Here is a 25,873-nt window from a genome sequence, read left to right on the forward strand (position 1 = left end):
GTTTATTCGTGGATCAGGGTGATATCCTTGGCGCCCAGCTCGGCGAGGAGTTCCGAGGTTCCCTGTTCGGTAAATTTCGGATCAGCGGCCTCGATGATCATCATGAAACCGTCGTCGCTAAACTGGCCGAAACCATCCCAATTAAAAACAGGATGATGCCAGCGAGGCAGTCCGTTCAGCACCAGCATGCTCCCAACAGCAGTGAACGCTGAAAAAAGAATGGTGAGCTCAAACATGATCGGGAAAAACGCTGGCACCGTGAAGAGACCGGTCGGTTTTCCATGAACGATGAGCGGATACAGGATTTTGGAAGGGATAAACTCCAAGCAAACAGCCGTGGTAAATCCCGTTATTCCGCCGCAGAAAACGATCTTACCCAAAATGGAATGCCCGAGGCCCATGGCCGCATCCATGCCGTGCACCGGATACGGTGTATGCACGTCCCAGCGGCGAAAACCTTTGTCGCGGATTTTCTTGGCGGCTTCGTAAATCTCGGCGGCACTCGAAAAGCGCGCACCCAGTCCGTAAATTTTGCGTCGTTCAGCGATGGCGGCCATAAAATTAGTAATGCAATCCCGTGGTGACAGGCTGGGTTTCGTGATCGCCCTTCTTCAGATGATAATGCGGGTCGGCCTCGGGCAGAACGCCTTTGACCTCGGAAATCGCAATCATCGGCAGGAAACGAATGAAGAGCAGAAACAGCGTCATGAACAACCCAAACGTGCCGGTGAAAGTCCAGATATCAACCCAAGTCGGATGGAACATGCCCCAAGCGGATGGCACGAAGTCGCGGTGAATCGAGGTGACGATGATGACGAAGCGCTCGAACCACATGCCGGCGTTGACGCACATGCAGACGGCGAAGACGACCCAGATGTTGTAGCGCATCCGCGGAATCCAGAAGATCTGGGGCGAGATGACGTTGAGCGACATCATGGCCCAGTAGGCCCACCAATACGGGGCGACCGGGACGTTGTAGAGCTTGCTGAAAATGTAAGGGTCGGCCATGCGGTTGCGCAGGAAGAGCCAGGTTTCATACGGATTGCCCGAATAGGCTGCCGTGAAAAATTCCATGCAATAGGCGTAACCCACAATGGTGCCGGTGAGCAGGATGATCTTGCACATCACATCGACGTGTTTCGGGGTGATCAGATCGTGCAACCCGTAAATCGCCCGCGCTGGAAGCATGAGTGTGAGCACCATGGCGAAGCCGCCAAAGATGGCACCGGCAACGAAATACGGAGGGAAAATCGTCGTGTGCCAGCCGGGAATGACGGAAGTCGCGAAGTCGAAGGACACGACCGAGTGCACCGAGAGCACGAGCGGAGTCGAGATGCCAGCGAGAATCAAATAAGCCAGCTCATAGTGGCGCCATTGGCGGTTGCCGCCGCGCCAACCGAGGGCGAGAAAGCCGTAGGCGAAACGGGAAATTTTGCTCGTGGCCCGGTCGCGCAACGTGGCGAGATCGGGAATCAGGCCGACAAACCAGAACATCACGGACACGGTGAAATAAGTGGATACCGCAAACACGTCCCAGAGCAGCGGAGACCGGAAGTTGGGCCAGATGCCATTCGCATTCGGAATCGGCGCAAGGAACCAGACCATCCAGATGCGGCCGACGTGAATGCCGGGGAAAATACCAGCGCAAACCACCGCGAAAAGGGTCATTGCCTCGGAAGCGCGGTTGATCGACGTGCGCCATTTCTGACGAGTCAGAAAGAGAACCGCCGAGATCAGAGTTCCGGCGTGGCCGATGCCGATCCAGAACACGAAATTCGTGATGTCCCACGCCCAGCCGACGGGGTGATTCAATCCCCAGACGCCGACGCCTGTGGAAATCATGTAGGCGATGCAGGAGAAACAGACCAGGGCCAGCGTGCCGCAGATCGCTAGCGAGACAAGCCACCAGACAGGAGTCGGGCCTTCGACGATGCCGCAGATGCGCTGGGTGACCCAGGCCATCGAGCGGTTATTAAGGACGAGAGGAATGCGCGGAAGCGGTTCCTCGGCGGTGGGGTTGGGCCCCATGACAAGCATTTCGGAAGTAGCCATTAGTGATGTGCTCCTGCGGGTTCGTGATTAGGATGCAACTCGTCCGGGTTTTTAGCGGGTCCATTTCCACCGGGAGCGCCCTGGCCGTGGAGAGACTCGTATTCGTCCGGATAAATGTCGGCCACTTTGTCAGCACCGGGCATTTTCGGGTTCGGGTTGCGAATGCGCGCCAGATAGCTGGTGCGCGTGCGAACGTCCAAATACTCCAGCAAACGATAGCGGCGCGGGTTGTCGAGCAGCTTGGCCACGGCACTGTCCGGATCGCGCAAATCGCCGAAGGTGATCGCGTCCGTCGGGCAGGCCTGCATGCAGGCAGACTGAATCGAGTCCGTTGGGATTCTCAATTTATCCGAAGCGCCCGCCTTGATGCGTGAGCTGATGCGGCCTTCCTCGATGCGCTGGATACAGTAAGTGCATTTCTCCATGACGCCTCGGATGCGGACCGTGACGTTCGGGTTTTTCTGCATCTTGGTGAGCTCCTCGGTGCCTTTCGGCGCGAGAGGTCCATAATAAAGACCGCTGGCCTCGGGCAGGATGCCGACCTTGATCTTCTCGATCGGGCGCTCGTTGTAGTTGAAGAAATTGAAGCGGCGCACCTTGAACGGGCAGTTGTTCGCGCAATAACGGGTGCCGATGCAGCGGTTATAGGCCATCACATTGAGGCCGTCCTCGCTGTGAACCGTGGCGTTGACCGGGCAAACCGTCTCGCACGGGGCGTTTTCGCAATGCTGACAACCCATCGGCTGCATCATCATTTCGGGTTCCGTCTCATTGTGCTCATCGCCAGCGGTGGCAAAGTAGCGATCAATGCGCAGCCAGTGCATTTCGCGGTTATTCATCACCTGCTGCTTGCCGACGATTGGAATGTTATTTTCCGCCTGGCAGGCAATCGTGCAGGTGCTGCAGCCGGTGCAGGTGTTCAGATCAATCATCATGCCCCATTGCTCAGGCATGTTCAGAGGCGGCGATTTATAGAGCGAAATGTTCGGCGGAATGTGCCCGTCGATGTGCATCGTTTTGGCAAACTCTGGGTCCTCAGCAAATTTCTCAGCGGTAGCTTCGCGAACGAGCGCGCGGCCTTCCATCTGATTGTGCTCCTGGGTAAGGGCCAGCTTGTATTGTTTGCCAGTTCTTTCCACAGCCGCCACGGCGACATACGGAGCGGTGGAACTGATCAGCTGAAAGGCATTGAACCCGACTCCGGTGCCGATTTTGCCAGCGGTGCCGGGGGCATGACCATAGCCGCGAGGCAGGGTGATCGACTCGTCGGCATGTCCGGGGCAGACCAGAACGGGCACTTCCAGGCTGCGTCCATTCACCGTGATTTTTACCACATCACTATCGAGGTGCGACTCGTCGGAACGCACTAGCGGATCGCTCGCGCGGGCGAGATCCAGATCCGTGGCCGTTTTGCGGCTGATGAGGGCCGCGTTGTCCCAAGTCAGCTTGGTGATTGGATCGGGCAATTCCTGAAGCCAGCCGTTGTCGATACTGTTGCCGTCGGGAATTTTGTAGTCAGGCGGGAAAACGATCTCGATGCCCTTGTTTTCGGCCAAGGTGATGGCCGTCGCCGCACTGCGGAAAGCCAGCGGAGCCGCTGCGGGCGGGATGTCGAGATAACCGTTTTGGAGAAATTTTGGCCAGTCAGTTCCGGCAGCGAGCGTGTCGAAAGTCGCACGGACGAGTTCCGCTCCAGTCGGGGCAGGAAGCCCGGCGACCAGCGAAAGCACATCATTAATAGAAAGCCCGCCGAAAAGCGGCAGAATCATCGGCTGCACGGGAACGTAAGTCCCATCGGGAGTCAGGGCGTCATCCCAGCTTTCGAGAAAATGCGTGCCGGGAACGTGCCATTTGGCGGCTTGCGCTGTGGCATCGGTGCGGAGGCCGACATGAATCACGTCGGGGACAGACTTGAGCAACTCGGCAAATTGGAAGTCGGCTGGAGCGGTGTAAACCGGATTGGACTCAAGAACGAAAAGCGCCGAAACCGTCTTAGCTTTGATGGAGGCTGCCAGATCGGCCAAGGTTCCAGCAGCGACTGGAGGAATCGCGACTCCGAGAAGTGTGGAGCCGACGTTGCCCAATGCCTGATTGATGGCAAACCCGAGCGCCTGCACTTCGACTGGCTGGCGGGGTCCGACGAAAACGAGACTCGCCCCTCTCGCCGTCAACAAATCGGCAGCGCATTCCTTGATCCAATCGGCGCTGGCTCCCAGATCGGCAGTGCCCGTCGCAGTGGCGGCGACTCCCAATTCCTTGGCAAGAGCCACGAGGAAGGCCGGAACCAGACCCGCCTTGAGACGCAGGCGATGGTCGGCCATGCCGCCAGTAATTGTGTAGCGATTTTCAACCGCGTAGAGGCGGTTCATTTTGCCAGCCGGATCGCGGCGGCGGGAAAATTGACGCGTCGCGTCCGTTCCTACGGCGTCGATGCCGAGGAAATCGGAGTCCACGGCGAGGATGACGTTTGCCTTTTCGAGATTGTATTTCAGCGCGACGCCATCACCGAAAGACGCGGCGACTGCCTCGTGCCGGAGGCTGCCGGTGGGATCGTAAACGTGAAATTTCGCGCCGGGATATTTTGCGGCAATCTCCCGCTGGAGTCGGGCGCGCGTCGGCGAATTGCTGACGTCGGAGAGGAAAGCCATTCCCTCGCCGGCGCCGGCTTTGCTGAGAAGATCCTTCAGATATGACTCAAACTCGGCTCGCTCGGCTTTTTGACCGTGGGCAACAAATGTCCGGGAGCGCTCTGGGTTGTAGAGGTCGAGAATCGTCGCCTGCGCCTGTAAATCGGTCGAACCGCCAGTCGATGGATGCAGCGGGTTGCCCTCGATTTTGGTGGGACGACCGTCATTCGTGGTCACCATTAGCGGCATTGCGCCGCCGCGTCGCGGCATCGCGCTGGCATAGTAAAGCGCCTTGCCAGGAATGCTCCATTCGACGCTCTTCGAGAGTGCGGCAAATTGGATTTCCGGACGACGGCAGCCACTGAATCCAAAACCGGCCAGCGCCAGCGAGGCGCCCATGATTTGCACGAAACTGCGACGGCTCAGCCCATCGGGTCCATCCAGTTCCAACTCGGCGGCGCCTTGGGGAAATTCACGCGCCAGCCAGCCGCGGAAGGAGGGCGTGTCGGCCAGTTCCTCGACGTTGCGCCAATATTTCTTGCCGGTCGCGGCCTCGGTTGGATGTTGTAAAATACGTTTCATTGACCTGGTGATTAGCGGTGGCAGCCCCCGCAGTTTTGCGGCGGGCGGATGGCCCATTCTTTCACGAGCTGGGTGCCGATTTCGTTTTGAGCTTTTTGCGGGTCCTTGCCTTCCGGTTTCCAGTCGAGGTTAAAGACTTGCTCCATCGGACGAATTTGTTTTTCGGGATTGCGATGGCAGTCGAGGCACCAGCTCATGCTCTGCGGCTGGTCGTGCTTGACAACTTCCATTTGATTGATCTGGCCGTGGCAACTGACGCAACTGACGCCGCGATTGACGTGCACGGAGTGGTTAAAATACGCGTAGTCTGGCGCGTAATGGATGCGCACCCAAGGCAGCGGCTGGCCGGTTTCCCAAGCAGTCCTCAGCGCGGCGAGTTTCGGGTTGTTTTTCTGGATCTGCGAGTGGCAGTTCATGCAGGTCTGCGCCGTGGGAATGTTGGAGTGCGCGGAGACTTCGACGTTGGAATGGCAGTAACGGCAATCCATCCCGAGCTGGTTGACGTGGATGTCGTGCTGGAAGGGCACCGGCTGGATCGGCTGATAACCGACGCGGGTGTATTTCGGGGTAAAGTAGTAGGCGACTCCGGCAGACACGGCTGCGCCAAGGACAGCTACGCAGACGAGGACTTTGAGAGGTAGCTGATTCGACCAGCGTGGAAAAATATTGGCCATGACTTATTGAATGGAGCCGCGGGACTCGACCGTGAAACACGCAAGCCCGACCGGGGAGCTGATGAAGGTTTGGCTGGTGGTTTTCACAATTGAGATGGTGTTTTTAGGCTGGCTCAGCAGAAGAATCAAGGAATCGCTTCAGTTGCCGCGCCAGAGATTATGAATCCGCTTTTCATTATCAATAAAATTTCTTCCAAGATGGATTTTTCTTTTTTATTCCGGGCTCCTGCCGCCGGTCAATTTGAAATACGGCCTCTTATTAAAGAATCTTATAGGCGGCAAATTTTTCGCCGGTAACTGGACTTCCATTCGATTCACGCCAAGGTTCCGCGCCATGTCGTCCACGCCCGCTCCGATTCATCCGCTGCGAGCAGGATGGGAGGCGGCGCGAGCCACTTTTCTGCCCGGCCTGGTGGTGCAAAGCGTCATGATTTGTGTCGTGCTCGTCTATTATTTCGTGCCGACGGCGCGGCCTGTCTTTGATCAAATTGGGCTCTGGAAACTGCACGGAGGGCTGCTGTTCTCCTCCGTTTCGGCGATGATCGCGGGCGGCGTGCTGCCGGAGGTTTTGCGGGTGGTGTTCTTCCAAAAAGGCCGCGTGCTGCGCCGAAACTGGGCGAATCTCGCCTTCGCTGTTCCTTATTGGGGCGTTCAAGGTATCTGGGTCGATCTGCTTTATCGCGGCCAGGCCGATTGGTTTGGCAACGACGCCCATCCGCTCACGCTCTTGAAAAAAGTCTGCGTCGATCAATTTCTCTACAATCCCCTGCTCGCCGCACCCTTCGGCGTCACGCTCTACGAATGGAAACATCGCGGTTACCGCTGGTCGCGGGAATTTCTTACATGGCACTGGTATCGTACCCGTATCTTTCCGGGTTTGATCGCGACCTGGAGCGTGTGGATTCCTGTTGTCAGCATCGTTTATTGCCTGCCGCAGATTCTGCAAATCCCGATCTTCTGTCTGGCGCTGACGTTTTGGGTAACGATGTTTACCTGGATGACAGAAATCCTCGCGCCGAATGCGATGGAACTCCGCTCTTAAAAAAGGTGGCGGCCACCCGGATCGCTCCGAATGGCCGCCGTTTTGTCCGACGATAAGCCGAATTTTGTCCAACTCCGGTTGCCCGCAGTCGTGACGATCATTTATCTCAGCGGAACGAATCCCGCCGCTGAATCTTGCGATTCGAATGCGACTATTACCCGGAGATCCCGCCTTGCGGCGGATGGGCAGGCGGCCCGGTCTCCTGTTTTGTCTTGCACCGTCCGGGGTTTATCATGCGGCGCATTTTGCAACGCGCCCGGTGGGCTCTTACCCCGCCTTTTCACCCTGACCCCGACGACTGCTCGCTGGGGCGGTTTGTTTTCTGTGACACTTTCCGTCGAATCCAGCTTTCGCTGAAAACTCCCGCGCACTTTACGCGGCAGACTGCCTTGTGGTGTTCGGACTTTCCTCCAGCCCCGCTTGCGCGGAACCAGCGATCGTCTGTCGGACGGCGTTACTTTATCAGAAAAACCGCCGTTGCAAACACCGCCACCATTAACAAGGCGACCGTAAACTTGATCACCGCCCCCGCGACGCCGCCGAGGAATGTGCCCCAAGTCGATTTGCCAGCGGGCAGCAGCCCTTTGCCTCCGAGCAATTCCCCCGCGAGCACGCCGATCAGCGGACCCGCGATCATTCCGATCAGACCGAAAAACAGCCCGACGATCGTGCCGAAGATTCCACCCAGCGCGCCCCATCTCGTGGCTCCGAAATATTTCGCTCCCGCCGCGCCGCTCAGGAAATCCACCGCGAGTCCGACCAAGACCAACGCCGCTAAAATCGTGATCACGATCCAACTCACCCCGCGTTCGTGAAAGGCCAGCCGATGCACCACCGCGCCCGCCAAGATTAGCACGTGACCCGGAATCAGCGGCAGCAGCGTTCCTGCGACGCCGGCGAGCATCAGCAGGACGATCACGAGCCAGATCATGGGTTCCATCGGGTTCAAACTCCGATCTTTTTCCTGGCACGCAACGAAACGTTTTGCTTCTTCTGCGTGGCGAATCAGCTAGCCTCGTCCCGTCGTCCCTCCCGAAAATGAACCACCTCTGGCCCGTCTGCTGGCAGGAATGCCGCCGCCTGGCTGCGCGCTTCTCCTGGCGCTCGCAGCTTTGGCTCCTGCGTCGCCGGCTCTGTGTGGCGGAACGTCAACTCGGCGAACTCGGCTGGCAGCAAGCCGACTTTGATCCCAATGACCGCGGTGCGCGCGAATTGCAGGCTCAGGAGCAGGAACAGGCCCGGCTGGTTTTCGACATCGCCGAACTCAAGGAACAAATCGCCGAGCTAAAATCCGTCTCCCGCACCCGCCTCAGCGAGCTTCATCAGCAAATCGAAACCTGCGAAACCGACGCCGCTGCTCGTGAAGCTCACGCCCTGCGCCTCGCTCAAGTGCTCGAGGCCGAGCGCGCTCGCAAAGCCGCCCTTTACCTCATCGAGAGCGACGAAAAAGCCCTCGCTGCCGACGAGGCCGCCCTGCGCGATACCCGCGCCCGGCTGCAGAGCTTGCAGGAAATCCTCGCTCGCGACGAAGCCCACATTCGGACCGAACTCGACCTCCTCCAGACCAATCTGCGCACGCTCGAAGCCCAGCTCCGCGAGCTTCTCGAAAAGAAAACCATCCATTTCGGACACATCGGCCAGGAACTCGCCGACGTCGGCATCGCCCCGCTCAATCAGCCGGGAGTCCTCACCCAAGTCCTCGCGCTTCGCGAAAAAATCACCGACCTTGACTTCCAGCTCACCTATTCCCTCAGTCACCCGCCGACCCTCCGCATTCACCTCGCCGCACTCGCCCTCTTCACCTGCCTCCTGGTCGCCGCTCTCTTCGTCCTCCTCAGCGCCATCGCACTCGCTTGGAAAATGTGGCACCGGTAAAATTCCCTTTCCAGCCCCGTCATCCCACATTAGTAAAGACCTCCCATGAGCACAGCCACCGACCAACTTTCCGCCCTCAAAAACTTCACCACCGTCGTCGCCGACACAGGCGACTTCGAGTCCATTCGCGAATTTACCCCGCAGGACGCCACCACCAACCCCAGCCTCATCCTCGCCGCCGTTAGCAAACCCGCCTACGACCACCTCCTGCAAAAGGTCCTCAAAGACCTCGAAGCCCAGCACGCCTCCGTCGAAACCATCACCGACCACATCCTCGTCGCCTTCGGCTTGGAAATTTTGAAGATCGTCCCCGGCCGCGTCAGCACCGAGACCGACGCCCGCCTTTCCTTCGACACCGAGGGCACCGTGAAAAAAGGCCGCGAACTCATTGCCCTCTACGAAAAAGCCGGCATCTCGAAAGATCGCATCCTCATCAAGATCGCCTCCACCTGGGAAGGCATCAAAGCCGCCGAAATCCTCGAACGCGACGGCATCCATTGCAACCTCACCCTCCTCTTTTCCCTCACCCAGGCCGTCGCCTGCGCCGACGCCAAAGTGCAGCTCATCTCCCCCTTCGTCGGCCGCATCTACGACTGGTTTAAGGCCTCCGAAAAACGCGACTACACCGGCGCCGAAGATCCCGGCGTGCAAAGCGTCACCACCATCTACAACTACTACAAAAAATACGGCCACAAGACCGAAGTCATGGGCGCCAGCTTCCGCAACAAAAGTCAAATTGTCGAACTCGCCGGCTGCGACCTCCTCACCATCAGCCCCAGCCTGCTCGCCGAACTCAAAGCCAGCACCGATCCGCTCACCGAGAAACTCAACGAGTCCAACGCCAGGAGCCTCGACATCCCCGAAATCAAACTCGACGAGAAATCATTCCGCTTGCAGTTGAACGACGACGCCATGGCCACCGAAAAAACCGCCCAAGGCATCCGCGCCTTCTGCGCCGACATCGTGAAGCTGGAAAAACTCATCCAGGCCCGGCTTTAAGCGGCTGGTGTCCTTCTGGGACGTCGATGTGTAGCATCTCTGCTGGTTTATCGTGAGTCGTCCTGCCCTGAAGAAACAATGTCCTGAGTGTCAGCGGATGGTTCCAGTCGCTTTTCTTTTCTGCGACTGCGGATATGATTTTTCCCAAGCACCAAAACGCCCTGCCATAACGAGGCAAAGTGTTGGTTTTGGATGGGTGGCGCTTGTGTGTGGCGTGCTCCTTTTCGCTTCCATCGTCGTAAACCAATACGCTCCGTATTTCAGAGAGCCACGTGCGGTCACAATTGTAGTCGTGGATGAGAACAAACAGCCAGTTTGTCACGCAGTCGTTGCATATCAGGAGTTCGAGGTAGTTCCCATAATCACCTTAGTTCCCTTTGGCCCTTTCAGTACTATCCTTAAGGATCACACCGTCACGACTGACGACAATGGCAAAGCCGCTTTCACGATCCGATTTGCCACCAATGTTGCCCGCTCAGTCAGCCTCGCAGGAACTCCGCTAAAGGTAGTTTATTCGGAGACAACTGACTCTTATGACAATCAAACCAGGCGTTCGTATCTTGGGCAGCTACCGCAATGGGACGTGGGAGAAGGTTCTGAGGGACGTCATTGGCACAGCACTATCGTGGTGCACCAATGATGGCCCCTCGTTCCCAAATTCCATTTGGGAACGCACTTGTCCCCGCAACTCTGTTGCCTCTTACGGCACCACCACGGGCGGCGTCACCACCGGAGTTGCAGCCGTATCGAAGAGATAGACCACGCCCCAGCGTTGGCATTTGGTTCTCCGGGAGCCATCGGATGGGTCTTTGCGGTAGAAGAATTCGATTGTGTCACAGAGGTCCACGGCCAATTCCTGCGCTTCGGGGTAGAGTTCACTCACGTTTTCGCGCTCCTGGTCGGTCTTCAGAGTGGCGGTTTGCGAGGCGCTGGCGGCGGCTTTGTAGGCGGTCAAAACTGAGCCGACTTCGGCTGCACTGGGCAGCGCCATCGCTTGGTAACTCGCCCCTTCGGCAGTCGCGCGCGCCGTTTCTCCATCGACGATCTTTTGCGCGGCCTCGGCCACGGCCACGTAGGTCGTGAGGTCGGGCAACGTGGTCGCGGTGATGTCGCGCCCATAGAACGTCCGCGCGCCGACGGCGAAATCGCCCCGCACGATGCCGAGGTCGAGCACTTGATGGAAGTGCGAGACGAAAAGCGTGAGGCGGGCCACTTTCACCGCGAGGTCGCTGCTGAGCGGAGCTTGGGCGGCGAGCGCGAGATCGACTTCGCTGGCTTCCTTCTTAAACCGGCTGAAAAGCGAGGTCGGCACGGTGAGATCGAGCTGGGCAAATTGCTCGGCAGTAATGGCGCGTTCGCTGGCGACGGGCGTCAGCAGATACGTGTCGTGGGCGGTCTGGAAGGTGCGGAGGACGGCAGGGGTGCTATTGGGCAGGCGACGATTGGGCATGGTGTTTTTTGAGTTGGGTTAGGTTGAAATGACGAAATGGTTGTTTTGGGCGAAATGCAGCGGTTTGGACAAAGAATGGGCGAAAAAGTCCGCAGTCTGGACACGTTTCCTCCCACAAATGCAAGACCCGGCCACAGGAATGGCATTTTCCGTTTTGAAATGGGCCATCTGGCAGACAGGAACGGTGCTTGCAGGATGGAAAGAGGCCATCTGCTCCAGCCGAACGGTGCTGGCAGGATGGAAATGCGCCGTCTGGCCGACCGGAACGGTGCTGGTGGGATGGAAAGAGGTCATCTGGCCGGCGAGAAAGCCCCCGGTAAACTGAAAACCAGCGGAGTTGCATCCGATTCTGCCACTGGTGGCAGGGATGCCGGGGGCCGCCTTTACCGAACGGGACGTTTTGCACGAAAGCCATGGGCAGCCATGGCGCGCACGCTATCAGGCCCGACACTGGGGGGCGATGATTATTTGTCTGTTGAGGAAATAATTCGGCCAACAGCAGGCCACCGCCGCGATGGACGACTCCATCCAAGCCGATCCCGAACGCGTGCCTACGGGAGTTCCCTTAAATAGGCGAGAACTTGCTCCAGGGCGCGGGCGCGGTGGCTGAGCTGGTTTTTCGTGGCAGCGGGGAGTTCGGCGAAGGTCTGGTCAAATCCCTCGGGGACAAAGAGCGAATCGTAGCCGAAGCCGTGGCCGCCGCGTTCTTGGTGGATGATTTGGCCTTCGACCGCGCCGGAAAAACTCCCCAGCACCGCGTCGCCACGGGCCAGGACCATCACGCAGCGGAAACGCGCCGAGCGCACTGCAACTCCGCTCATTTTTTCCAGAAGCAGCGTCCGGTTTTGCGCGTCGGTCGCCTTTTCCCCGGCGAAACGGGCTGAGAAAACTCCGGGCGCGCCCTCCAGCGCATCCACTTCCAGCCCGGAGTCGTCGGAAAGCACTAGCCCGTCGTAGATCGCGGAAATGCCGAGCGCCTTCAACGTGGCATTGTCCAAAAAAGTGAGCCCAGTTTCAGCGATATCGGGCCAGTCGGCGCGGGAGTTGAGATCCTCCACCACGAAGCCGCTGCCGAGCATCTGGCGGATTTCGTCCGTCTTGTGGGCGTTGCGGGTGGCGATTAAAAGGGGTTGCGCAGGCATGGCGGCACTTCTTTACTGAACCCCCGTCCATTTTACCAGCCATGTCCTTCTCTGAAAAACGCAAACCGTATCCCTACGATCAATTTGAGCCGCGCTGGCAGGAGTTCTGGGAAACCAACGAGACCTTCAAAACGCCAAACCCTGGCGAGCCAAGTTTCGATGCCGGCAAGCCGAAATACTACGTGCTGGATATGTTTCCCTATCCCAGCGGCGAGGGTCTGCACGTAGGTCATCCGGAAGGTTATACCGCGACCGACATCATCGCCCGATACAAGCGGATGCGCGGCTACAACGTCCTGCATCCGATGGGCTGGGATGCCTTTGGTTTGCCCGCTGAACAATACGCAATCAAGACCGGACAACATCCGCGCATCACGACAGAAACGAATGTAGCTCGATTCAAAAAACAGCTCCAGCGCATCGGCTTCAGCTACGACTGGAGTCGTGAGGTTAACACCACCGATCCCAACTACTTCAAGTGGACCCAATGGATTTTCCTGAAGCTCTACAATTCATGGTTTAATCCGACGACTAACAAAGCCGAGCCGGTCGAGACTTACACCGGCACGGATGTTAACAATGTGCGCCTGGCCTACGTCGCCGAAGTTCCCGTGAACTGGTGCCCGGAGTTAGGCACGGTTCTAGCCAATGAGGAAGTCATCGATGGCAAAAGCGAGGTCGGCGGTTTTCCAGTAGTTAGAAAACCCATGCGCCAATGGATGCTGCGAATCACCAGCTACGCCGAACGACTGATCGATGAGCTGGCTCCGCTCGACTGGCCGGAAGGAATCAAGCTCCTGCAAAAAAACTGGATCGGAAAAAGCGAAGGCGCACTGGTGGGATTCCAGATTCCAGATTGTGGTTTGCGCCTCTCGGTTTTCACAACTAGACCCGACACACTTTTTGGCGCGACTTACATGGTGCTCGCACCCGAGCACGCGATTGTCGATGCGATCACCACGCCCGAGCAGAAGGAAGCAGTTTCTAACTATCGCAAGTCCATCGCCGGTAAATCCGACATGGATCGCACGGAACTAGCCAAGGAAAAGACCGGAGTCTTCACCGGTAGCTACGCTGTGAATCCAGTGAATGAAGAACGCATCCCGATCTGGATCGCCGACTATGTACTAACAGGCTACGGCACCGGCGCGATCATGGCCGTGCCCGCGCACGACGAACGCGATTGGGAGTTTGCAAAGAAGTTCGATCTACCCATTCGCTTCGTGGTCGGCCCTGTGGAAACCGAGGAGAAATGTTTCGCCGAGAGCGGAGTTGCATTCAATTCCAAGTTTCTCAACGGCAAACCCACCACCGAGGCGAAAAGCTTCATGACCACGTGGCTGGAAGGTCAGGGTCTTGGCAAACGCATGATCAACTACAAGCTGCGCGACTGGTTGTTTTCGCGTCAGCGTTACTGGGGCGAACCTTTCCCCATCGTCTGGGAAAATGGACAACATCACGCCCTAACTCCACTGGAACTTCCACTCACTCCTCCGCCGCTGGACGACTTCAAGCCGACCGGAAGTGGCGAGCCGCCGCTAGCCCGCGCAACTGACTGGATTCGTTATAGTGAAACGGCCACTCGCGAGACTAACACGATGCCGCAATGGGCGGGTTCGTGCTGGTACTATCTGCGTTACTGCGATCCGACTAACAGTGAAATGTTTGTTAGTTCCGAAGCCGAAAACTACTGGATGCAGAATGGCGTCGATCTCTATGTCGGCGGCACAGAGCACGCGGTCTTGCATCTGCTCTACGCGCGTTTCTGGCACAAGGTTTTGTTCGATCTCGGTCATGTTAGCACGCGGGAGCCGTTTCAGAAGCTGGTGAACCAAGGGATGATTCTCGGCACCGACGGACAGAAGATGTCGAAGAGCCGCGGCAATGTGGTCAACCCTGATGACATCATTTCCGAATACGGTGCCGACTCGCTGCGACTCTACGAAATGTTTATGGGCCCACTCGAACAAGTGAAGCCCTGGAGCATGAGCGGCGTGGAAGGCGTGCATCGTTTTCTAGCTCGCGTCTGGCGTCTCGTGATGGAGGAAAACCAGGAAGGTCAATGGGAGCTGTCGTCATTGTTAGAAGACGTGGACCTAAACAGTCGCCAGCGCAAAGTAGTTCACGCCGGCATCAAGAAAGTAACGGAAGACATCGACGCGCTCGCTTTCAACACCGCGATCTCTGCGATGATGGTTTACACCAACGAATTCACTGGAACTGGAGTGCGCCCGCTTTCGGCAATTCGCACGTTGCTAGTATTGCTGAATCCATTTGCGCCGCATCTGAGCGAGGAACTCTGGCAGCGGCTCGGATTTGAGAAAACGGTTAGCGAACAGTCCTGGTCCGAGTGGAATGAAACTTACCTCATCGAGGATGAAGTGGAGATACCGGTGCAAGTCAACGGCAAGCTGCGGGATCGTCTCACCATCAAAAAGGATCTGCCATCGCCGGAAATCGAGAAGCTGGCGTTGGAACTTCCTAAAGTGCTGGAGCATACGAATGGGAAAACCATTCGGAAGATCGTCGTCGTTCCCGGCAAGCTGGTGAACATCGTCGCCAGCTAACCACGTTCCAACTAAGGAGTCGCGCTCGGCGACGGACTGGCGGCCGGAGTGGGCTCGGCGGCTTCTTTTTGATAGGTGGCGATGACAGTTTTTTGCAACTCAGGGAGGCGTTCCTGGCGGCGCTTGTCCATTTCGGCGCGCAATTCTTCCTCGAGCTTGCGGCGCTCGCGTTTGTAAACTTCCGTGAACTTCACCTTTTGCGCGTCGTCGAGTTTCAAGCCGCTCGCCTGAATCGTGTCATCCACGGCCTGGCGGGCGCGTTTTTCACGCTCCTCCTGCATGAAACGGAAGTGCGCTTGCTCGTCGGCGGGCATCTGCTGCCATTTGCGAAATTTATCAAAAATCCGCTGCCGCTGCTCCTCGGGCATTTTCTCCAAACCCTCGCGCATTTCCCGGAAACGCGGATCGCGTCCCTGGCGTGGACGTTGATCGGGCGGACGAGCCACGGGACGCTCCACTGGCGTGGGAGTGGGAGTTTCCTGGGCACAAACGACCGACGAGAGCCAGGCCGCGCAGGCGGCGAGAGTTAGTAGGAAGCGGTGCCGAGCCATAATTCGTTGTCGTCGAGGGACGTATCCAAGTCGCCGAGGTCGGCCAGCTCGCCAGCCGGAACCGACGCGAGCAATTGCGACATCTCGGGCACGGCATTCTGCGCCAGGGCGCGAGTCTGATTTTCCTGCACGGGGATCGCGGAAACGAGCAGCGCCACAGCCGCTGTCACACCGACGAGTACTTTCCAAGATTGCGCGAGCCAGAGGTGGAAGCTCCAGACGGGTTCCATCGTTGCCTCCAGGCGAATCCGGCGCAGCACATCATTGGCAAAACTCCCCGGCACCCGCACCTCGTCCGCAGGATTCAGAGCGCGGTCGAGCAAGTCCCAAAGCGGGCGATCAGCGGGATCCTCATGAGGTTGCATACGCCGGATATAACTGCAATCGCCCCTGAAAGTCGCAATAAATATTTAACTCCGATCCAGCCAGTTCCCCGTCCATGCAGAAGAAACGAAGTGCCGTCTTGCCAGAAAGGGCATGTTCTGAAAAAACTCGCCTGCCATGGAGCTTCCGATGTGTTGCCAGATGAAAACCCCTTATGCCACCAATTCAGGTTCTGCCCTCAACCAAGGCTAACCTGCATGAGCTGGCCAGAGAATCCGTGGTAATTTCCCTTATTCTTCCAGGCGTGAAACCCGCTTTGCTGGGAAATGCCCTGCGCGAAGCCTGCCCGGACGCCGAATTCCATTGGGCGAACGAAGGACTGCTCTCCAGCGACAAGCAGCGCGCCACGGCCATCGACCAGATCATCGGCTTCTGGGCCATCGTCAACCAATCCGGCGGGCACATCATTCATGGCCGCGAAGTGATGGGGTTCTGGCAGCTCTTCGCCGGCTCCTCGTGGATCACTTTTCTCGGCAATCCACTCTGGCGGGCGATGGACAGCTATCGCCACATTCTTCAGGACTCTAAACACCCGCTGCACGGGGAAATCTCCGGCGCGCAGCTCTCGATCGGGGAATTTTTTGCCTCCTCCATCTCCAAGCCGATACGCAACCGGCAAAGCAGCAAGCTCCTGACCATCTCCGCCAGCCAGGAGACGGAACCCGCGTGGCTCTTCGAGCATGCGCGCCGGCGTCTGGAGCATTTCGCCTGGGTCGGCTTGGAGGGCATCGACATGGGACCGCAACTCCAGCTCGCGCGGACCTTGCGGACGGGCATTTTCAATGTTTCCCCGCCCATTGTCGCCCACCATCGCGGGCCGAAAACCTCTCTCAGCGCGGCGGACAAGCGCATCATTCGCGAGGCGAACATCGCCGATTTCCAGCTTTGGGAACTCTTCCGCCGTCGTCGTTACCTGAGCTTTCTGCGGAAAGGCCGTCACGCATGAGCGCGCCCGAGGTCGCCGCCTCCAGTCTGCCCCGGCTCCTCTTCGTCACCGGCTCCACATCCGGCATCGAGGAATATTTCTATCTCTCCGGCGTCCTGCCGTGGGTCGATGGATTGCGGCATCACTTTCAAGTGGAAGTCGTGGCGGCGGCGCAGGATGTGATCCCGGCGGCGGAACGTTTCGCGCCCGATCTCGTGCTGTTTTTCGGGGCCAAATACAAGCTTCTCTACGACGGCCCGGCCCACAATTTCCAGACTCTGCTCGGCATTCCCATCGCCGCTCTCACCTTGATGGATGGCCACAGCCCGGCCAAGCAGCCCTTTTTCGAGCACGCCTGGCGGCTCGGTGTCGAGGCCGTCTTCACCATCGACACCGGCATGAGGGAGATGGCCGGCGACTTCGCGGAGCAGGTTTTTTATTGTCCGTGGTTCGTCAACGAGGACATGTGCCGCGATTTCGGCGAGAAAAAAGTCATCCCCGTCGCCCTCATTGGCGACGGATTCGTCTCCACGGGCAAAGACTGGCGCTACCCGTGGCGGCGCAACGTGGCCGCGCGTCTGCGTGAGGCATTTCCCGTTTTCAGTTCGCCCCGGCCCACGCGCGGCTACTCGCACCGCATGGTCGGCGAAGCCTACGCACGCATGCTCAACCGGAGTTCCATCGCACTCGCCTGCGGGGCGTCGCGGCATATTTTCATGAAGAAAGACCTCGAGATTCCCGCTTCTCGAAGCTGCCTTCTCACCGAGCCAAACGACACGCTCATTCACCTCGGCTTCCGCGACATGGAGAACTGCGTTTTTGCCGAACCCGACAACGTTGTCGAGAAATGCCGCCATCTTCTCGATCACCCAGACGCGCTCCAGAAAATCACCGACCGTGGCCGCGCCTTCGTCCTCGAGCGGCACAGCGCCAAAGCCCGGCGCGTCATCGCCGACTGGCTGGAACTCCGGAATCAGAAAAAACCGGGCGAGCGCATCATTCAGCCGGACGTCATGAATCGACTCGAACTCGTCCCCGCGGAGAGCGCGCGCACCAGCATTTTGCTCAGTTCGCATGCGCCCTTCACCGTGGCCATGCGCGAGGCGTCGGAAGCGTGGCGGCGAGATGATTTCGCCACCTGCCAAACCGCCGCCACAGCGGCCACCGACCTGCTCTCCTTCACCATCGAACCTCTGCTGTTACTGGCGTATGCGGCATTGAAAAAAGGCGACGCGACAGAAGCGTTGCAGCCGTTGAGAACCATCATTCTTCGCTGCATCCAATGGGGTGCGGCCAACCCCGACCCGCTCGTTTGGGCCGCGTATTTGCTGGGCTTGCATCTGTCTGGAAACACGGCCCAGTCGCAGTCGCTCAGCGAGACTTTCCCGGAGGTTCGCCATCCGGCTTTGGATGCTGTCCGGCAGGCGATCCGGGGCGGTGAATCGACTGAAACTCCCCTCCACGCGACGCCTTCCGCCGTGCTGCCGCCGTGGCACAACACAGACGAGTTGCAGTCCTTTCTGGCTGCCGCTTACCAGACACGACCATGAGTTTGCCGCGCCTCCATTTGAGTCTAAGTCGAACCGGAAAGGATTTCTCCGGCGTCTGCGACTGGCCGGTTCCGCCTGCGATATTGGCCGGGCTCACGGAGACGGCTGACTCGAATGCACTGGAACTCGTTCTCATTTCCCCCGATGCGGAGCGCGTGACGGAGAAATTGCCCGCAGAAACCCGCGCTGCCTGGCTCCCGCCGGACTCCGAGGGTCGCGTGAATGAGATGCAACTCCGCCTCGCCGCCGAGCTGGGTTGCAGTGCGATCTTCGCCGGCGACACCGCCCTGAAAACCAATGGTGCCATCCCGGTTTTTCACATTGCCAACTATCCCGGAATATTACGGAGAGAGGCTCGGGAAAAACCATTCCCGCTCGGCTTGGTCGGGCCCGATTTCCATTTTGCAGTCGAATCGGAGCACCCGTGGAGAAACCGGGTGGTGGAGCCGCTGATGAAGACGTTTCCGTGTCTGTCTTATCTCGAAAATTGCAGCCGCTCGGCACGGGAATATCGCGCCCAATGCGATCTAACTGCGCTCTGCGGCGGCAGCGAGGGACGTTTCGCGCCTGCATTTTTGGAGATCCTGCTGGATGGCAGTGGCTTGGTGACGGAACGCAGCGTGATCTTGGAGAAACTGGGGTTTGCCGACGGCGTGAATTGCCTGTTCATCACGCCGGAACAAGCCGTGGCCAAGTGCGCCGCGCTGCTCGCCGACCCGGAACGCCTGCGGCTGATTCAGGAGAATGGACGCCAACTCGGCCGAAAAATTCTCGCTCAATCCGGCGCTGGAATCGTCCGCGCCTGGTGGCTGGCGCAGGAGCAGGACCGGAAATTTACGTCCGAGCCGGGGCAGGATCATCGTCCACGCGGCGTGCTCGATTTTCTCTTCCACCGCCTGTAACGGGTTCGAGCGCACGGTAAATTTCCAGATATTCGCCAGTCATTTCAGCGACGGTTTTCTCCGGCATCTGGCGGATTTGCTCGCGCTTCTGCTCAAACTCTGCCGGGTTTTCCAGTGCCGCCAACATGCCGCGATACCACGCCTCGGCGCTGCGATGATCCAGCAGCCAGCCGCCGCCGTGCTGCTCGACGCGCTCCTGAAGCGTGCCGATGTTTGAGGCGAAAACGGGCAGCCCGACGGCCCACGATTCGGTGAGCGTGTGGCAGTAGGTTTCCGGCCAGATCGAGGAAACGATGGAGAACGACGGGCCGATTTTCCGGAGGTGATCGTTGAGCTGCTCGCGCTTGTATTTCCCGTGGAGAATGCCGCCGAGCGGCTCCAGATCGGTGATTTCCTTGGGCAAACTTCCAAGGAAATGGAACTCGAACCGGCCCGCGCCCGCCTGGTCGAGCGCCATAATTTCGCGGATGAGATTCATGCCTTTCGGGACGCTCATATTGCCCAGACAAATGACCCGCGCGGGCTGTCCTGCCACCGGTGCGACCACGAAATCCTCGCGCTGAAGGTCGCGGCCATGCTCGATGACATGCAGTCGCGAGGCGATTTGAGGGAAGTGCTCGACGAATAAATTTCGCGAAAACAGCGAGGTCGTCACCAGTGCGTCGCAGTGCGAAGCGATGGCGTCGGACATCAATTTCCGATGCACATGCACATAGGCGTGCTTCAAAACCGGGCCGCTATTGTCGAACCAGCGCCCGCGCAATTCGCATTTTCCCTGCCCCGGAGTGCAATGGCCGCCGCAAAATTGGAGCTTCTCGTCGAGCAGCGTCGTCGTCGGGCAAATCGTGTAAAAATCGTGCAGCGACAGGACCACGCGCAGGCCTTTTTGACGCGCCACGGCGAGCGACTCCGGGCCATTGCCGACGAGGTGCCGGAAGTGGACGAGGCCGACTTTCATCGCACTCAGGATTTCCGCCCAGACGTCGAGCCGCTCGCCGTTGAGAGTCTGATAATACTCCCAGCGCTCGGCGAAATGATACCGCCGCAGCGGGGTCAATTTCGTGCGCGACGCCCTCAGCAGCGTCCAGTGGTATTCCGCCGTTTCCAGCAGGAGCACTTCGTAATGATCCATCATGCCGCGGATCAAATCCTCCGAGGTAAACCGCGTCCCGCCACCGCTGGCATGGATCACGTAGAGCAGCACCGGCTTCGTCTCCGGCTGGGGAAAGCCGGAGCGCCAGGGTGCTTTTTGCAGCTCCGCCCGCAGATCGTCCACGGGGTCATTTTTCAGCCATTGCTTGCGCAGTTCCTTGTAATCGGGATGCAACTCCTGGAGCTTGAGCTTGCTCGCCTCGAGCAGCGGAGCCTTCGCAGCGCCAAACGACGCCGTGCGCTTGTGATAAATGAAAGTCGCGTCGTCGATCAAACTGAGGAAGCCCAGCTTGCGTGCCCTCATGCAAAAATCATTCTCCTCGCCGTAGCCGCGCGGGAACGACACCTCGTCAAACGGCCCCACTTTTTCCAGCGCGGCGCGCAGCACAAACAGGCAAAATCCATTGCCGCATGGCACCACTGGACGCCGCCGCCGCGTCAGGCGCTCCACCCAGCCCGCGAGTTCGGACGGGCTCAGGTCGTCGGGCATCGGATTGTCGATTTTATTGAGGGGAACAGAGAAATTTCCAGCCGCATTCGACACTGCCGTCACCGTGGCCACATCGGCGCGACTGTAGGCGACGGCGGTCAATTTTTCCAGCCAGAACGGAGTTACAATCGTATCGCTGTTCAGCAAAATCACATCGCAGGGCCGGGCAAACTCGCAGCCGATGTTTACCGTTTTCGTGTAGCCCAGATTTTTGCGATTCCGAATCGCGCGAATGTGATCGTGTGCCCGCGCATACGACCGCAATTTCGGCCAGACGCGCTCGTCGGTACTGCGGTCGTCGATCAGGAGAATTTCGTGCGGATGCCGCGTGTGGAGGAGGAGGTTTTCGATGCAGGTGACGACTTCCTCGTAGGCGTTGAAGACCGGGATGACGACCGCCACGGGACGTGGTTTTTTCTGCCGGTTGCGCCGCGACTGCTCACTTTCCGACATCGAAATGGAACTGCTTTGCTGGATTTTGTAACGCTGATCCTCAATGCACGTTTCCAACTCGCGCAACCGGCGGAGGCGCTTCGTGCGGCTGAGGATTTGCCAGCGAAAATGGAGCAAATTTCCCAAGATCCAAGGGAGCGCGTTGAGCGTTTTCAGGTGTTCCTGGCGGAAGGTTTCCAGGAGCGAAAGCGAGTCGTCGAGGTTGTTTTTGGCGGATTCCTGGAGCCGGGTCAGCTTCCAATGGGTTTTCCACGAAGTGCGGGAAGATTTCTGGACTTCGGCAAGTGTGCGCAAATTGGCCTGCGACGTGTTCCAGATGGTTTTTTGGAGGGCCAGCACCTCGGCGGCTCCCTCGGAAATGCGGGAAAAATCATCCGCCAGCGTCGACGACGGGTTTTGCATCGCTGAGTAGAGTGCGAGCTGTTTCTGGTTCAGAAAATCTCCGCTCTGCGATGCCAGATTCGACTCCAACTCGATTCTGTTTTCCGGCGGTTGAAGGAAGCCTTCGATGCCGGCGGCTGCCAGTTGCTCGCCCAGACACGCCGGGTCACGCAGATCCTCGTAACGCACAAAAATCTGCTGCAAACCGCGGGCATTTTGCAGGGCGGAAATCGTCGAAAGTTCCCAAAGCGCGAGGCCGTGCTGCAGGGTGAGCCCGTGGTGTTTTTTCAGTGCCGAGGCGACTTCCATGGGATTCCGCACGATGTGCAGGCAGACCGGGTTTTCCAAAAATGGCCGCCAGAATGGCAGGAGAAAACTCAAACTCGACTCTTGGAAAACCCAAGGCCGATGCGGCTCCAGTTCGTCCAATATTTCCCGAGCGCGATCCTGATACGACACCACTGTGGCGAGTTGGCGGGCGGCGGACTCGTCCATTTTCTGCCATTCGGTGCCGCAGGAATGCAGAATCTCCTCGTGCAGACGACGCAAGTCCGGTCGCTGCCCGCCCATTTGCCCGAGCCATTCCGCTGCGACTGAGGCGCCGGATTGGGGCATTCCGAGGACGAGAAGAAGCATAAAAAACGACTAGAGTGTCACGCTCTCCGGGTCACATCAACGCGAAACCAGCCAGTTCAATTTTCCGCCGAAGCCTCGCCGGGAGGCAGGGAATACCGGAACTCGCGATGCATGATTTTTCCCCCGGCAGACGCGGCCCACATGCCACCCGCGACAGCGGCAGCACCCAGAAAAAGCGTGACCCAGAGAAAAAACAGACCGGACTTGGGGACGTATCTCGGGAGAAACAATCCGCCCGCCGCTGCGGCCGCCGTGGCGTAGAAAATCCAGCTCGTTTTCTCCGCGCGCTCCTCGTGTTCGTGGAGCCATTTGTGAGCGGGGCCGTCGAGGAGACTTTCGACATTGTCCTCGGCTTTTTCGCCATATTCCGTGACGGGGATGACGCTCAACGACATGAGAAAGATCACGCTGTAAGCCGCGATGGCGGTAGCCCGGCTTTTCTGAAAAATGGCGATCACCAACACGAGCAAGCCCGCGAGGAGCCCGGTGATCGGCAGGTGGTTGAGAATGACGTGGACGTATTCAGGTTGCTGAAGGGCTTTGAGGAGGTCTTCCATTTGAGTTAGGCACTTATCTTAGCCGATGAGGCTGCGGGCGTATTTGGCGTATTTTTCGGGAATGGCGAAGGCGCGTCCGGCGACTTGGGCGTTGAGCAATTTCCCCAGCCAAGCACGCGATGCGGTGAATGAGCCGGCTGGCGCGGAGACTTGGGTGACACCGTCTTTTTCGACGATTTCATAGTCACGAAGGGTCACGTGGACCGGCGCATTCTCGCCTTCGAGACGGATTTCGACTTCGATGAGGTGATTTTTGGTGTCGATTTTGAATTGCTCGATCTTGCCGTAGCCTTCGAGTTTCGAGCCGAGAAATTGCCGCACGGTCGCACCTAAAGCCGTGTCTTTGAGGGAATTGAGCCAGCCAGCCATGTCGCATTATCCGCCGCCCGGACCAAAAGGCAAAGCGCGCTAGAACGAAATTTCTGCAAAACCTCGCCATAAACCGCCGGGTGGCTTGCGAGTTGCTATGTAAGAAGTGCTGCCGTGGCTGGAGATGGCTTCGACCGCGCAGATTTACTCCGAATTTAAATGAGCACCTTACTTTTCGTCGATGACGACCTCGCCTTTCTGGAATCGGTCCAGCGCGTTTTCAAGACGTGGAGCGCGGGCACGCCGCTGGTGATCCAGACGGCGCACAGCGTGGGCGACGCGATCATGATTCTCCAGGAAATGCCGGTCACGGTGGTCGTGATCGACATCCGGATGCCGGTCGTGGACGGCCTGCAATTTCTTCGGTTGCTCAATCGCAAGCACCCGAATGTGCAAAAAGCCATCCTCACCGGCTATGCCGAAGAGGATTACCGCACGGCCTGTCTAGCGCATGGCGCGGCTCTCTTTCTTGAGAAACCACGCAACACGGATGAAATGAAAAGCGTCTATGCGGCGCTCGTCCAGCTCTTGGAATTTCCGCAGACACGCGGTTTCAGCGGCGTCATTCAGCAGGCGAGTCTGGCCGACATGCTGCAAATGCTCTGCACGGGCGGCAATTCGCTCATTCTTCAGGTGAAATCGCAGGACGGCATCGCAGAAATCTACATTCGCGAGGGTTCCGTCATTCATGCCACCTCCGGCAACGTGGACGGCTACGACGCTTTTTACCACGTGATGACCCTCCGGGGTGGCGAGTTTCACACCCAGCCGTATTCCGATCCGCCGAAATGCACGATCTCGAATTCCTGGGAATATCTCCTGATGGAATCCGCCCGTTTGCTCGACGAGAGTGGCGCACTCGATCAGGAGGACAGCGCACCCCCGGCCCACGTCGGCCACATTCCAATTCCAAAAACCCAGCGCATCTCCAGTCCGCTGATCAAGCTCGTGCGCTCGCCTCTGGAAAACGGCAGCCTGCCGTCCGTGCCGAGTTACAGTCGAATGGAGGAAGAATCGACCGCGACCGCACTCAAACCCGAGCGAAAACGCGAGACCGTGCCGATTGCTTTCAGTCCGATACGGCTGGCGCAAAAACCCGCCACCGCACCCGCGATTCTGCGTCTAGACGAACTCGTGATTTGCTCGCCCGATGGCGAACTTCTGAAAAACGTCGGCTGCATGAACGCGCAACGCCGGATCGATTTGCTAGAGTTGTTCAGCAACAAAATGCGCCAGCTCGGGGGACGTCCTGAATGGGGCAAGCTCGAATATCTCGCCATTCAGGGCCGGGATTACACGGCCACGGTTGAGTTTCCCACCGGCATCGGTGCGTTTGGATTCGTCCGCCGCGCGGGCGTTCCCCCGGCCGATCTGCGCGCGTCCGTCGCCAACGCGGTGCAGGTTTTACCGGAATTTACCCAAGCCAACACGCTGGCATGAGAGAGACTTTCATCGAACTCCAACGCCGAATCGAGATGCTGCCGGGCGTGCTGCGCGCGGGCATTTGCCTGCACAATCGCATGGTTATTTTCGCCGATTTCAAGAGTCCGGCGGATCAGGCGATCGATGAAACCATCTGGCGCGCCCTCGCCGACACGATCCAAGTCGCGCATTTGCACAAGCTGGGTTCGCCGCGCATGAGCTGGAATTTTGAGCGCGTAAAAGTGCTCTGCATGATCAGCGCCAAAGGGACGACTTTGGGCGTGATCGTGGACAAAAACAGCAATGACGAACTCGGCGACCGCATCGAGCGCGTCTTCCGCACGGCCCTAGAGCGGACGGTTTTTTAGCCCATGATCTCCCGGCCCCCAGAATCTTGGCAGAGCGAAAAAGAGCCGGGTTTGAGTTCGCTCGAGCTGCTCGGGGCGTATTTTACCAGCCAGCTCCACGATCTGAACAATCAGATGGCCGTCCTCTCGAACTCGGAATTATTCCTGCCGGCCACGGGTTCGCCCGAGGTCGCGGAGTTTCTGCAAAAGCTCTTCGGCTCGATTCATCGTTTGTCCGCCACTTGCGCCGAATTCAATGCCATTCGCAAAATGCACCCCGTCGAGGTGGAAAGCGTCAGTTTGCAGGAAGCCGTCGAGGCCATCATCGGGGCTGTCGGCGATGGCCAGGGCTGGAATGCACAGTCGAAAGCCGACGGCGATGCACGCGTCTTACTCAATCTGGCCTGGCTTCCGATGATCATCTCCGAGCTGATCACCGACATGCAAACCGAACTCGGATCGGTGGAGATTTCCATTGGTCTGCTGCCGCCGCGTCAATACCAGCACGCGTTGCGCTCGCTCTATGGCGAGGGACCGGACCGCGGTTTGCTGGTGCATTTTAAGGGCAGAAATCCGTTGGAATCTCCGAAAACGGCCTCGGCTGAATTCCAGATAGCGATGGAACTCGTCCGTCTGCTGGGCGCGGCGGTGTCGCTGAGCCGGTCGGATACAGCAAAAGATTACCTGCTCGCCTTCCGGCTTCAGCCGTAAAACAAGACAGGCGAATCTCGCGATTCGCCTGTG

22 protein-coding genes and 1 other RNA gene are annotated in these 25,873 nt (G+C 58.4%); 10 read left to right on the plus strand and 13 right to left on the minus strand.

The features are described 5' to 3' along the window. Positions 1-2 precede the first annotated feature (2 nt). From ABIT76_13930 to ABIT76_13945, 4 genes are read right to left on the minus strand one after another with little or no spacing between them, the layout of a single operon-like run. Positions 3-557, minus strand: a complete 555-nt coding sequence (locus ABIT76_13930; protein MEO7934249.1) for a DUF3341 domain-containing protein — start codon at positions 555-557, stop codon at positions 3-5. A 4-nt stretch (positions 558-561) separates the two neighbouring features. Beyond that, positions 562-2,028: an NrfD/PsrC family molybdoenzyme membrane anchor subunit gene (nrfD, locus tag ABIT76_13935; GenBank protein MEO7934250.1), complete on the minus strand. Its 1,467-nt coding sequence runs from the start codon at positions 2,026-2,028 to the stop codon at positions 562-564. Between the two features lie 23 nt (positions 2,029-2,051). Continuing rightward, positions 2,052-5,261, minus strand: coding sequence for a TAT-variant-translocated molybdopterin oxidoreductase (locus tag ABIT76_13940; GenBank protein MEO7934251.1), 3,210 nt, complete (start codon positions 5,259-5,261; stop codon positions 2,052-2,054). An 11-nt stretch (positions 5,262-5,272) separates the two neighbouring features. Then, positions 5,273-5,935, minus strand: coding sequence for a cytochrome c3 family protein (locus ABIT76_13945; protein ID MEO7934252.1), 663 nt, complete (start codon positions 5,933-5,935; stop codon positions 5,273-5,275). Between the two features lie 334 nt (positions 5,936-6,269). Between ABIT76_13945 and ABIT76_13950 the strand changes: the two genes are divergently transcribed. After that, entirely contained in the window at positions 6,270-6,977 is a 708-nt protein-coding gene (locus ABIT76_13950; GenBank protein MEO7934253.1) for a hypothetical protein, read from the plus strand. A 40-nt stretch (positions 6,978-7,017) separates the two neighbouring features. Here ABIT76_13950 and rnpB read toward each other — a convergent pair. Both rnpB and ABIT76_13960 read right to left on the minus strand, forming a co-directional pair. Then, an RNA gene (rnpB, locus tag ABIT76_13955) (RNase P RNA component class A) lies at positions 7,018-7,427 on the minus strand. A gap of 4 nt (positions 7,428-7,431) precedes the next feature. Then, positions 7,432-7,917 carry a DUF456 family protein gene (locus tag ABIT76_13960; GenBank protein MEO7934254.1) on the minus strand — a complete coding sequence of 162 codons (486 nt, stop codon included), beginning with the start codon at positions 7,915-7,917 and terminating at the stop codon, positions 7,432-7,434. 98 nt (positions 7,918-8,015) lie between these two features. Between ABIT76_13960 and ABIT76_13965 the strand changes: the two genes are divergently transcribed. After that, positions 8,016-8,852 carry a hypothetical protein gene (locus tag ABIT76_13965; protein ID MEO7934255.1) on the plus strand — a complete coding sequence of 279 codons (837 nt, stop codon included), beginning with the start codon at positions 8,016-8,018 and terminating at the stop codon, positions 8,850-8,852. 45 nt (positions 8,853-8,897) lie between these two features. After that, complete coding sequence (gene tal / locus ABIT76_13970) at positions 8,898-9,851, plus strand: transaldolase (protein ID MEO7934256.1); 954 nt, start codon at positions 8,898-8,900, stop codon at positions 9,849-9,851. Positions 9,852-10,551: 700 nt separating this feature from the next. Here tal and ABIT76_13975 read toward each other — a convergent pair. After that, the gene (locus tag ABIT76_13975) at positions 10,552-11,301 is read right to left on the minus strand and encodes a hypothetical protein (protein ID MEO7934257.1); all 750 of its coding nucleotides are present in this window, start codon (positions 11,299-11,301) and stop codon (positions 10,552-10,554) included. A gap of 551 nt (positions 11,302-11,852) precedes the next feature. Next, entirely contained in the window at positions 11,853-12,443 is a 591-nt protein-coding gene (gene rdgB, locus ABIT76_13980; protein ID MEO7934258.1) for an RdgB/HAM1 family non-canonical purine NTP pyrophosphatase, read from the minus strand. A 41-nt stretch (positions 12,444-12,484) separates the two neighbouring features. On the opposite strand from rdgB, the gene leuS reads away from it, so the two are divergent. Continuing rightward, a complete protein-coding gene (gene leuS / locus ABIT76_13985) occupies positions 12,485-15,010 on the plus strand; it encodes a leucine--tRNA ligase (protein ID MEO7934259.1) in 2,526 nt (841 codons plus the stop codon). An 11-nt stretch (positions 15,011-15,021) separates the two neighbouring features. Here the strand turns inward: leuS and ABIT76_13990 are convergent, their stop codons facing one another. Together ABIT76_13990 and ABIT76_13995 are read right to left on the minus strand one after the other, a co-directional pair. Continuing rightward, positions 15,022-15,561 (minus strand): hypothetical protein, encoded by a 540-nt coding sequence (locus tag ABIT76_13990; protein ID MEO7934260.1) that lies wholly within the window; start codon positions 15,559-15,561, stop codon positions 15,022-15,024. Continuing rightward, positions 15,537-15,926 (minus strand): hypothetical protein, encoded by a 390-nt coding sequence (locus ABIT76_13995; GenBank protein ID MEO7934261.1) that lies wholly within the window; start codon positions 15,924-15,926, stop codon positions 15,537-15,539. The genes ABIT76_13990 and ABIT76_13995 overlap by 25 nt, the downstream gene beginning before the upstream one ends. 263 nt (positions 15,927-16,189) lie before the next feature. Between ABIT76_13995 and ABIT76_14000 the strand changes: the two genes are divergently transcribed. Genes ABIT76_14000 through ABIT76_14010 form a run of 3 tightly spaced genes read left to right on the plus strand, consistent with a single transcriptional unit; the run spans position 16,190 to position 19,322 of the window. Next, a complete protein-coding gene (locus ABIT76_14000) occupies positions 16,190-16,891 on the plus strand; it encodes a hypothetical protein (GenBank protein MEO7934262.1) in 702 nt (233 codons plus the stop codon). Further along, complete coding sequence (locus ABIT76_14005; GenBank protein ID MEO7934263.1) at positions 16,888-18,420, plus strand: glycosyltransferase; 1,533 nt, start codon at positions 16,888-16,890, stop codon at positions 18,418-18,420. The genes ABIT76_14000 and ABIT76_14005 overlap by 4 nt, the downstream gene beginning before the upstream one ends. After that, entirely contained in the window at positions 18,417-19,322 is a 906-nt protein-coding gene (locus ABIT76_14010; protein MEO7934264.1) for a glycosyltransferase, read from the plus strand. Before ABIT76_14005 ends, ABIT76_14010 begins: the two co-directional genes overlap by 4 nt. Here the strand turns inward: ABIT76_14010 and ABIT76_14015 are convergent. From ABIT76_14015 to ABIT76_14025, 3 genes are read right to left on the minus strand one after another with little or no spacing between them, the layout of a single operon-like run. After that, positions 19,255-22,434 (minus strand): glycosyltransferase, encoded by a 3,180-nt coding sequence (locus ABIT76_14015; GenBank protein MEO7934265.1) that lies wholly within the window; start codon positions 22,432-22,434, stop codon positions 19,255-19,257. The genes ABIT76_14010 and ABIT76_14015 overlap by 68 nt on opposite strands. Positions 22,435-22,490: 56 nt before the next feature. After that, positions 22,491-22,991 (minus strand): hypothetical protein, encoded by a 501-nt coding sequence (locus ABIT76_14020; protein ID MEO7934266.1) that lies wholly within the window; start codon positions 22,989-22,991, stop codon positions 22,491-22,493. An 18-nt stretch (positions 22,992-23,009) separates the two neighbouring features. Next, positions 23,010-23,360, minus strand: a complete 351-nt coding sequence (locus ABIT76_14025) for a hypothetical protein (protein MEO7934267.1) — start codon at positions 23,358-23,360, stop codon at positions 23,010-23,012. Positions 23,361-23,519: 159 nt separating this feature from the next. Between ABIT76_14025 and ABIT76_14030 the strand changes: the two genes are divergently transcribed. From ABIT76_14030 to ABIT76_14040, 3 genes are read left to right on the plus strand one after another with little or no spacing between them, the layout of a single operon-like run. Next, positions 23,520-24,800 (plus strand): response regulator, encoded by a 1,281-nt coding sequence (locus ABIT76_14030; GenBank protein ID MEO7934268.1) that lies wholly within the window; start codon positions 23,520-23,522, stop codon positions 24,798-24,800. After that, positions 24,797-25,150 carry a hypothetical protein gene (locus tag ABIT76_14035; protein MEO7934269.1) on the plus strand — a complete coding sequence of 118 codons (354 nt, stop codon included), beginning with the start codon at positions 24,797-24,799 and terminating at the stop codon, positions 25,148-25,150. The genes ABIT76_14030 and ABIT76_14035 overlap by 4 nt, the downstream gene beginning before the upstream one ends. A 3-nt stretch (positions 25,151-25,153) precedes the next feature. Beyond that, positions 25,154-25,840: a hypothetical protein gene (locus tag ABIT76_14040; protein ID MEO7934270.1), complete on the plus strand. Its 687-nt coding sequence runs from the start codon at positions 25,154-25,156 to the stop codon at positions 25,838-25,840. Positions 25,841-25,873 lie beyond the last annotated feature (33 nt).

This window comes from Chthoniobacterales bacterium, from assembly GCA_039930045.1.
GTDB lineage: Bacteria > Verrucomicrobiota > Verrucomicrobiia > Chthoniobacterales > DASVRZ01 > DASVRZ01.

Excerpts from the sequence above, each read along its gene's own strand:
- ABIT76_13930 (MEO7934249.1), bottom strand. The coding sequence starts at position 557 with ATGGCCGCCATCGCTGAACGACGCAAAATTTACGGACTGGGTGCGCGC.
- nrfD (MEO7934250.1), bottom strand. The coding sequence starts at position 2,028 with ATGGGGCCCAACCCCACCGCCGAGGAACCGCTTCCGCGCATTCCTCTC.
- ABIT76_13940 (MEO7934251.1), bottom strand. The coding sequence starts at position 5,261 with ATGAAACGTATTTTACAACATCCAACCGAGGCCGCGACCGGCAAGAAA.
- ABIT76_13945 (MEO7934252.1), bottom strand. The coding sequence starts at position 5,935 with ATGGCCAATATTTTTCCACGCTGGTCGAATCAGCTACCTCTCAAAGTC.
- ABIT76_13950 (MEO7934253.1), top strand. The coding sequence starts at position 6,270 with ATGTCGTCCACGCCCGCTCCGATTCATCCGCTGCGAGCAGGATGGGAG.
- ABIT76_13960 (MEO7934254.1), bottom strand. The coding sequence starts at position 7,917 with ATGGAACCCATGATCTGGCTCGTGATCGTCCTGCTGATGCTCGCCGGC.
- ABIT76_13965 (MEO7934255.1), top strand. The coding sequence starts at position 8,016 with ATGAACCACCTCTGGCCCGTCTGCTGGCAGGAATGCCGCCGCCTGGCT.
- tal (MEO7934256.1), top strand. The coding sequence starts at position 8,898 with ATGAGCACAGCCACCGACCAACTTTCCGCCCTCAAAAACTTCACCACC.
- ABIT76_13975 (MEO7934257.1), bottom strand. The coding sequence starts at position 11,301 with ATGCCCAATCGTCGCCTGCCCAATAGCACCCCTGCCGTCCTCCGCACC.
- rdgB (MEO7934258.1), bottom strand. The coding sequence starts at position 12,443 with ATGCCTGCGCAACCCCTTTTAATCGCCACCCGCAACGCCCACAAGACG.
- leuS (MEO7934259.1), top strand. The coding sequence starts at position 12,485 with ATGTCCTTCTCTGAAAAACGCAAACCGTATCCCTACGATCAATTTGAG.
- ABIT76_13990 (MEO7934260.1), bottom strand. The coding sequence starts at position 15,561 with ATGGCTCGGCACCGCTTCCTACTAACTCTCGCCGCCTGCGCGGCCTGG.
- ABIT76_13995 (MEO7934261.1), bottom strand. The coding sequence starts at position 15,926 with ATGCAACCTCATGAGGATCCCGCTGATCGCCCGCTTTGGGACTTGCTC.
- ABIT76_14005 (MEO7934263.1), top strand. The coding sequence starts at position 16,888 with ATGAGCGCGCCCGAGGTCGCCGCCTCCAGTCTGCCCCGGCTCCTCTTC.
- ABIT76_14010 (MEO7934264.1), top strand. The coding sequence starts at position 18,417 with ATGAGTTTGCCGCGCCTCCATTTGAGTCTAAGTCGAACCGGAAAGGAT.
- ABIT76_14015 (MEO7934265.1), bottom strand. The coding sequence starts at position 22,434 with ATGCTTCTTCTCGTCCTCGGAATGCCCCAATCCGGCGCCTCAGTCGCA.
- ABIT76_14020 (MEO7934266.1), bottom strand. The coding sequence starts at position 22,991 with ATGGAAGACCTCCTCAAAGCCCTTCAGCAACCTGAATACGTCCACGTC.
- ABIT76_14025 (MEO7934267.1), bottom strand. The coding sequence starts at position 23,360 with ATGGCTGGCTGGCTCAATTCCCTCAAAGACACGGCTTTAGGTGCGACC.
- ABIT76_14030 (MEO7934268.1), top strand. The coding sequence starts at position 23,520 with ATGAGCACCTTACTTTTCGTCGATGACGACCTCGCCTTTCTGGAATCG.
- ABIT76_14035 (MEO7934269.1), top strand. The coding sequence starts at position 24,797 with ATGAGAGAGACTTTCATCGAACTCCAACGCCGAATCGAGATGCTGCCG.
- ABIT76_14040 (MEO7934270.1), top strand. The coding sequence starts at position 25,154 with ATGATCTCCCGGCCCCCAGAATCTTGGCAGAGCGAAAAAGAGCCGGGT.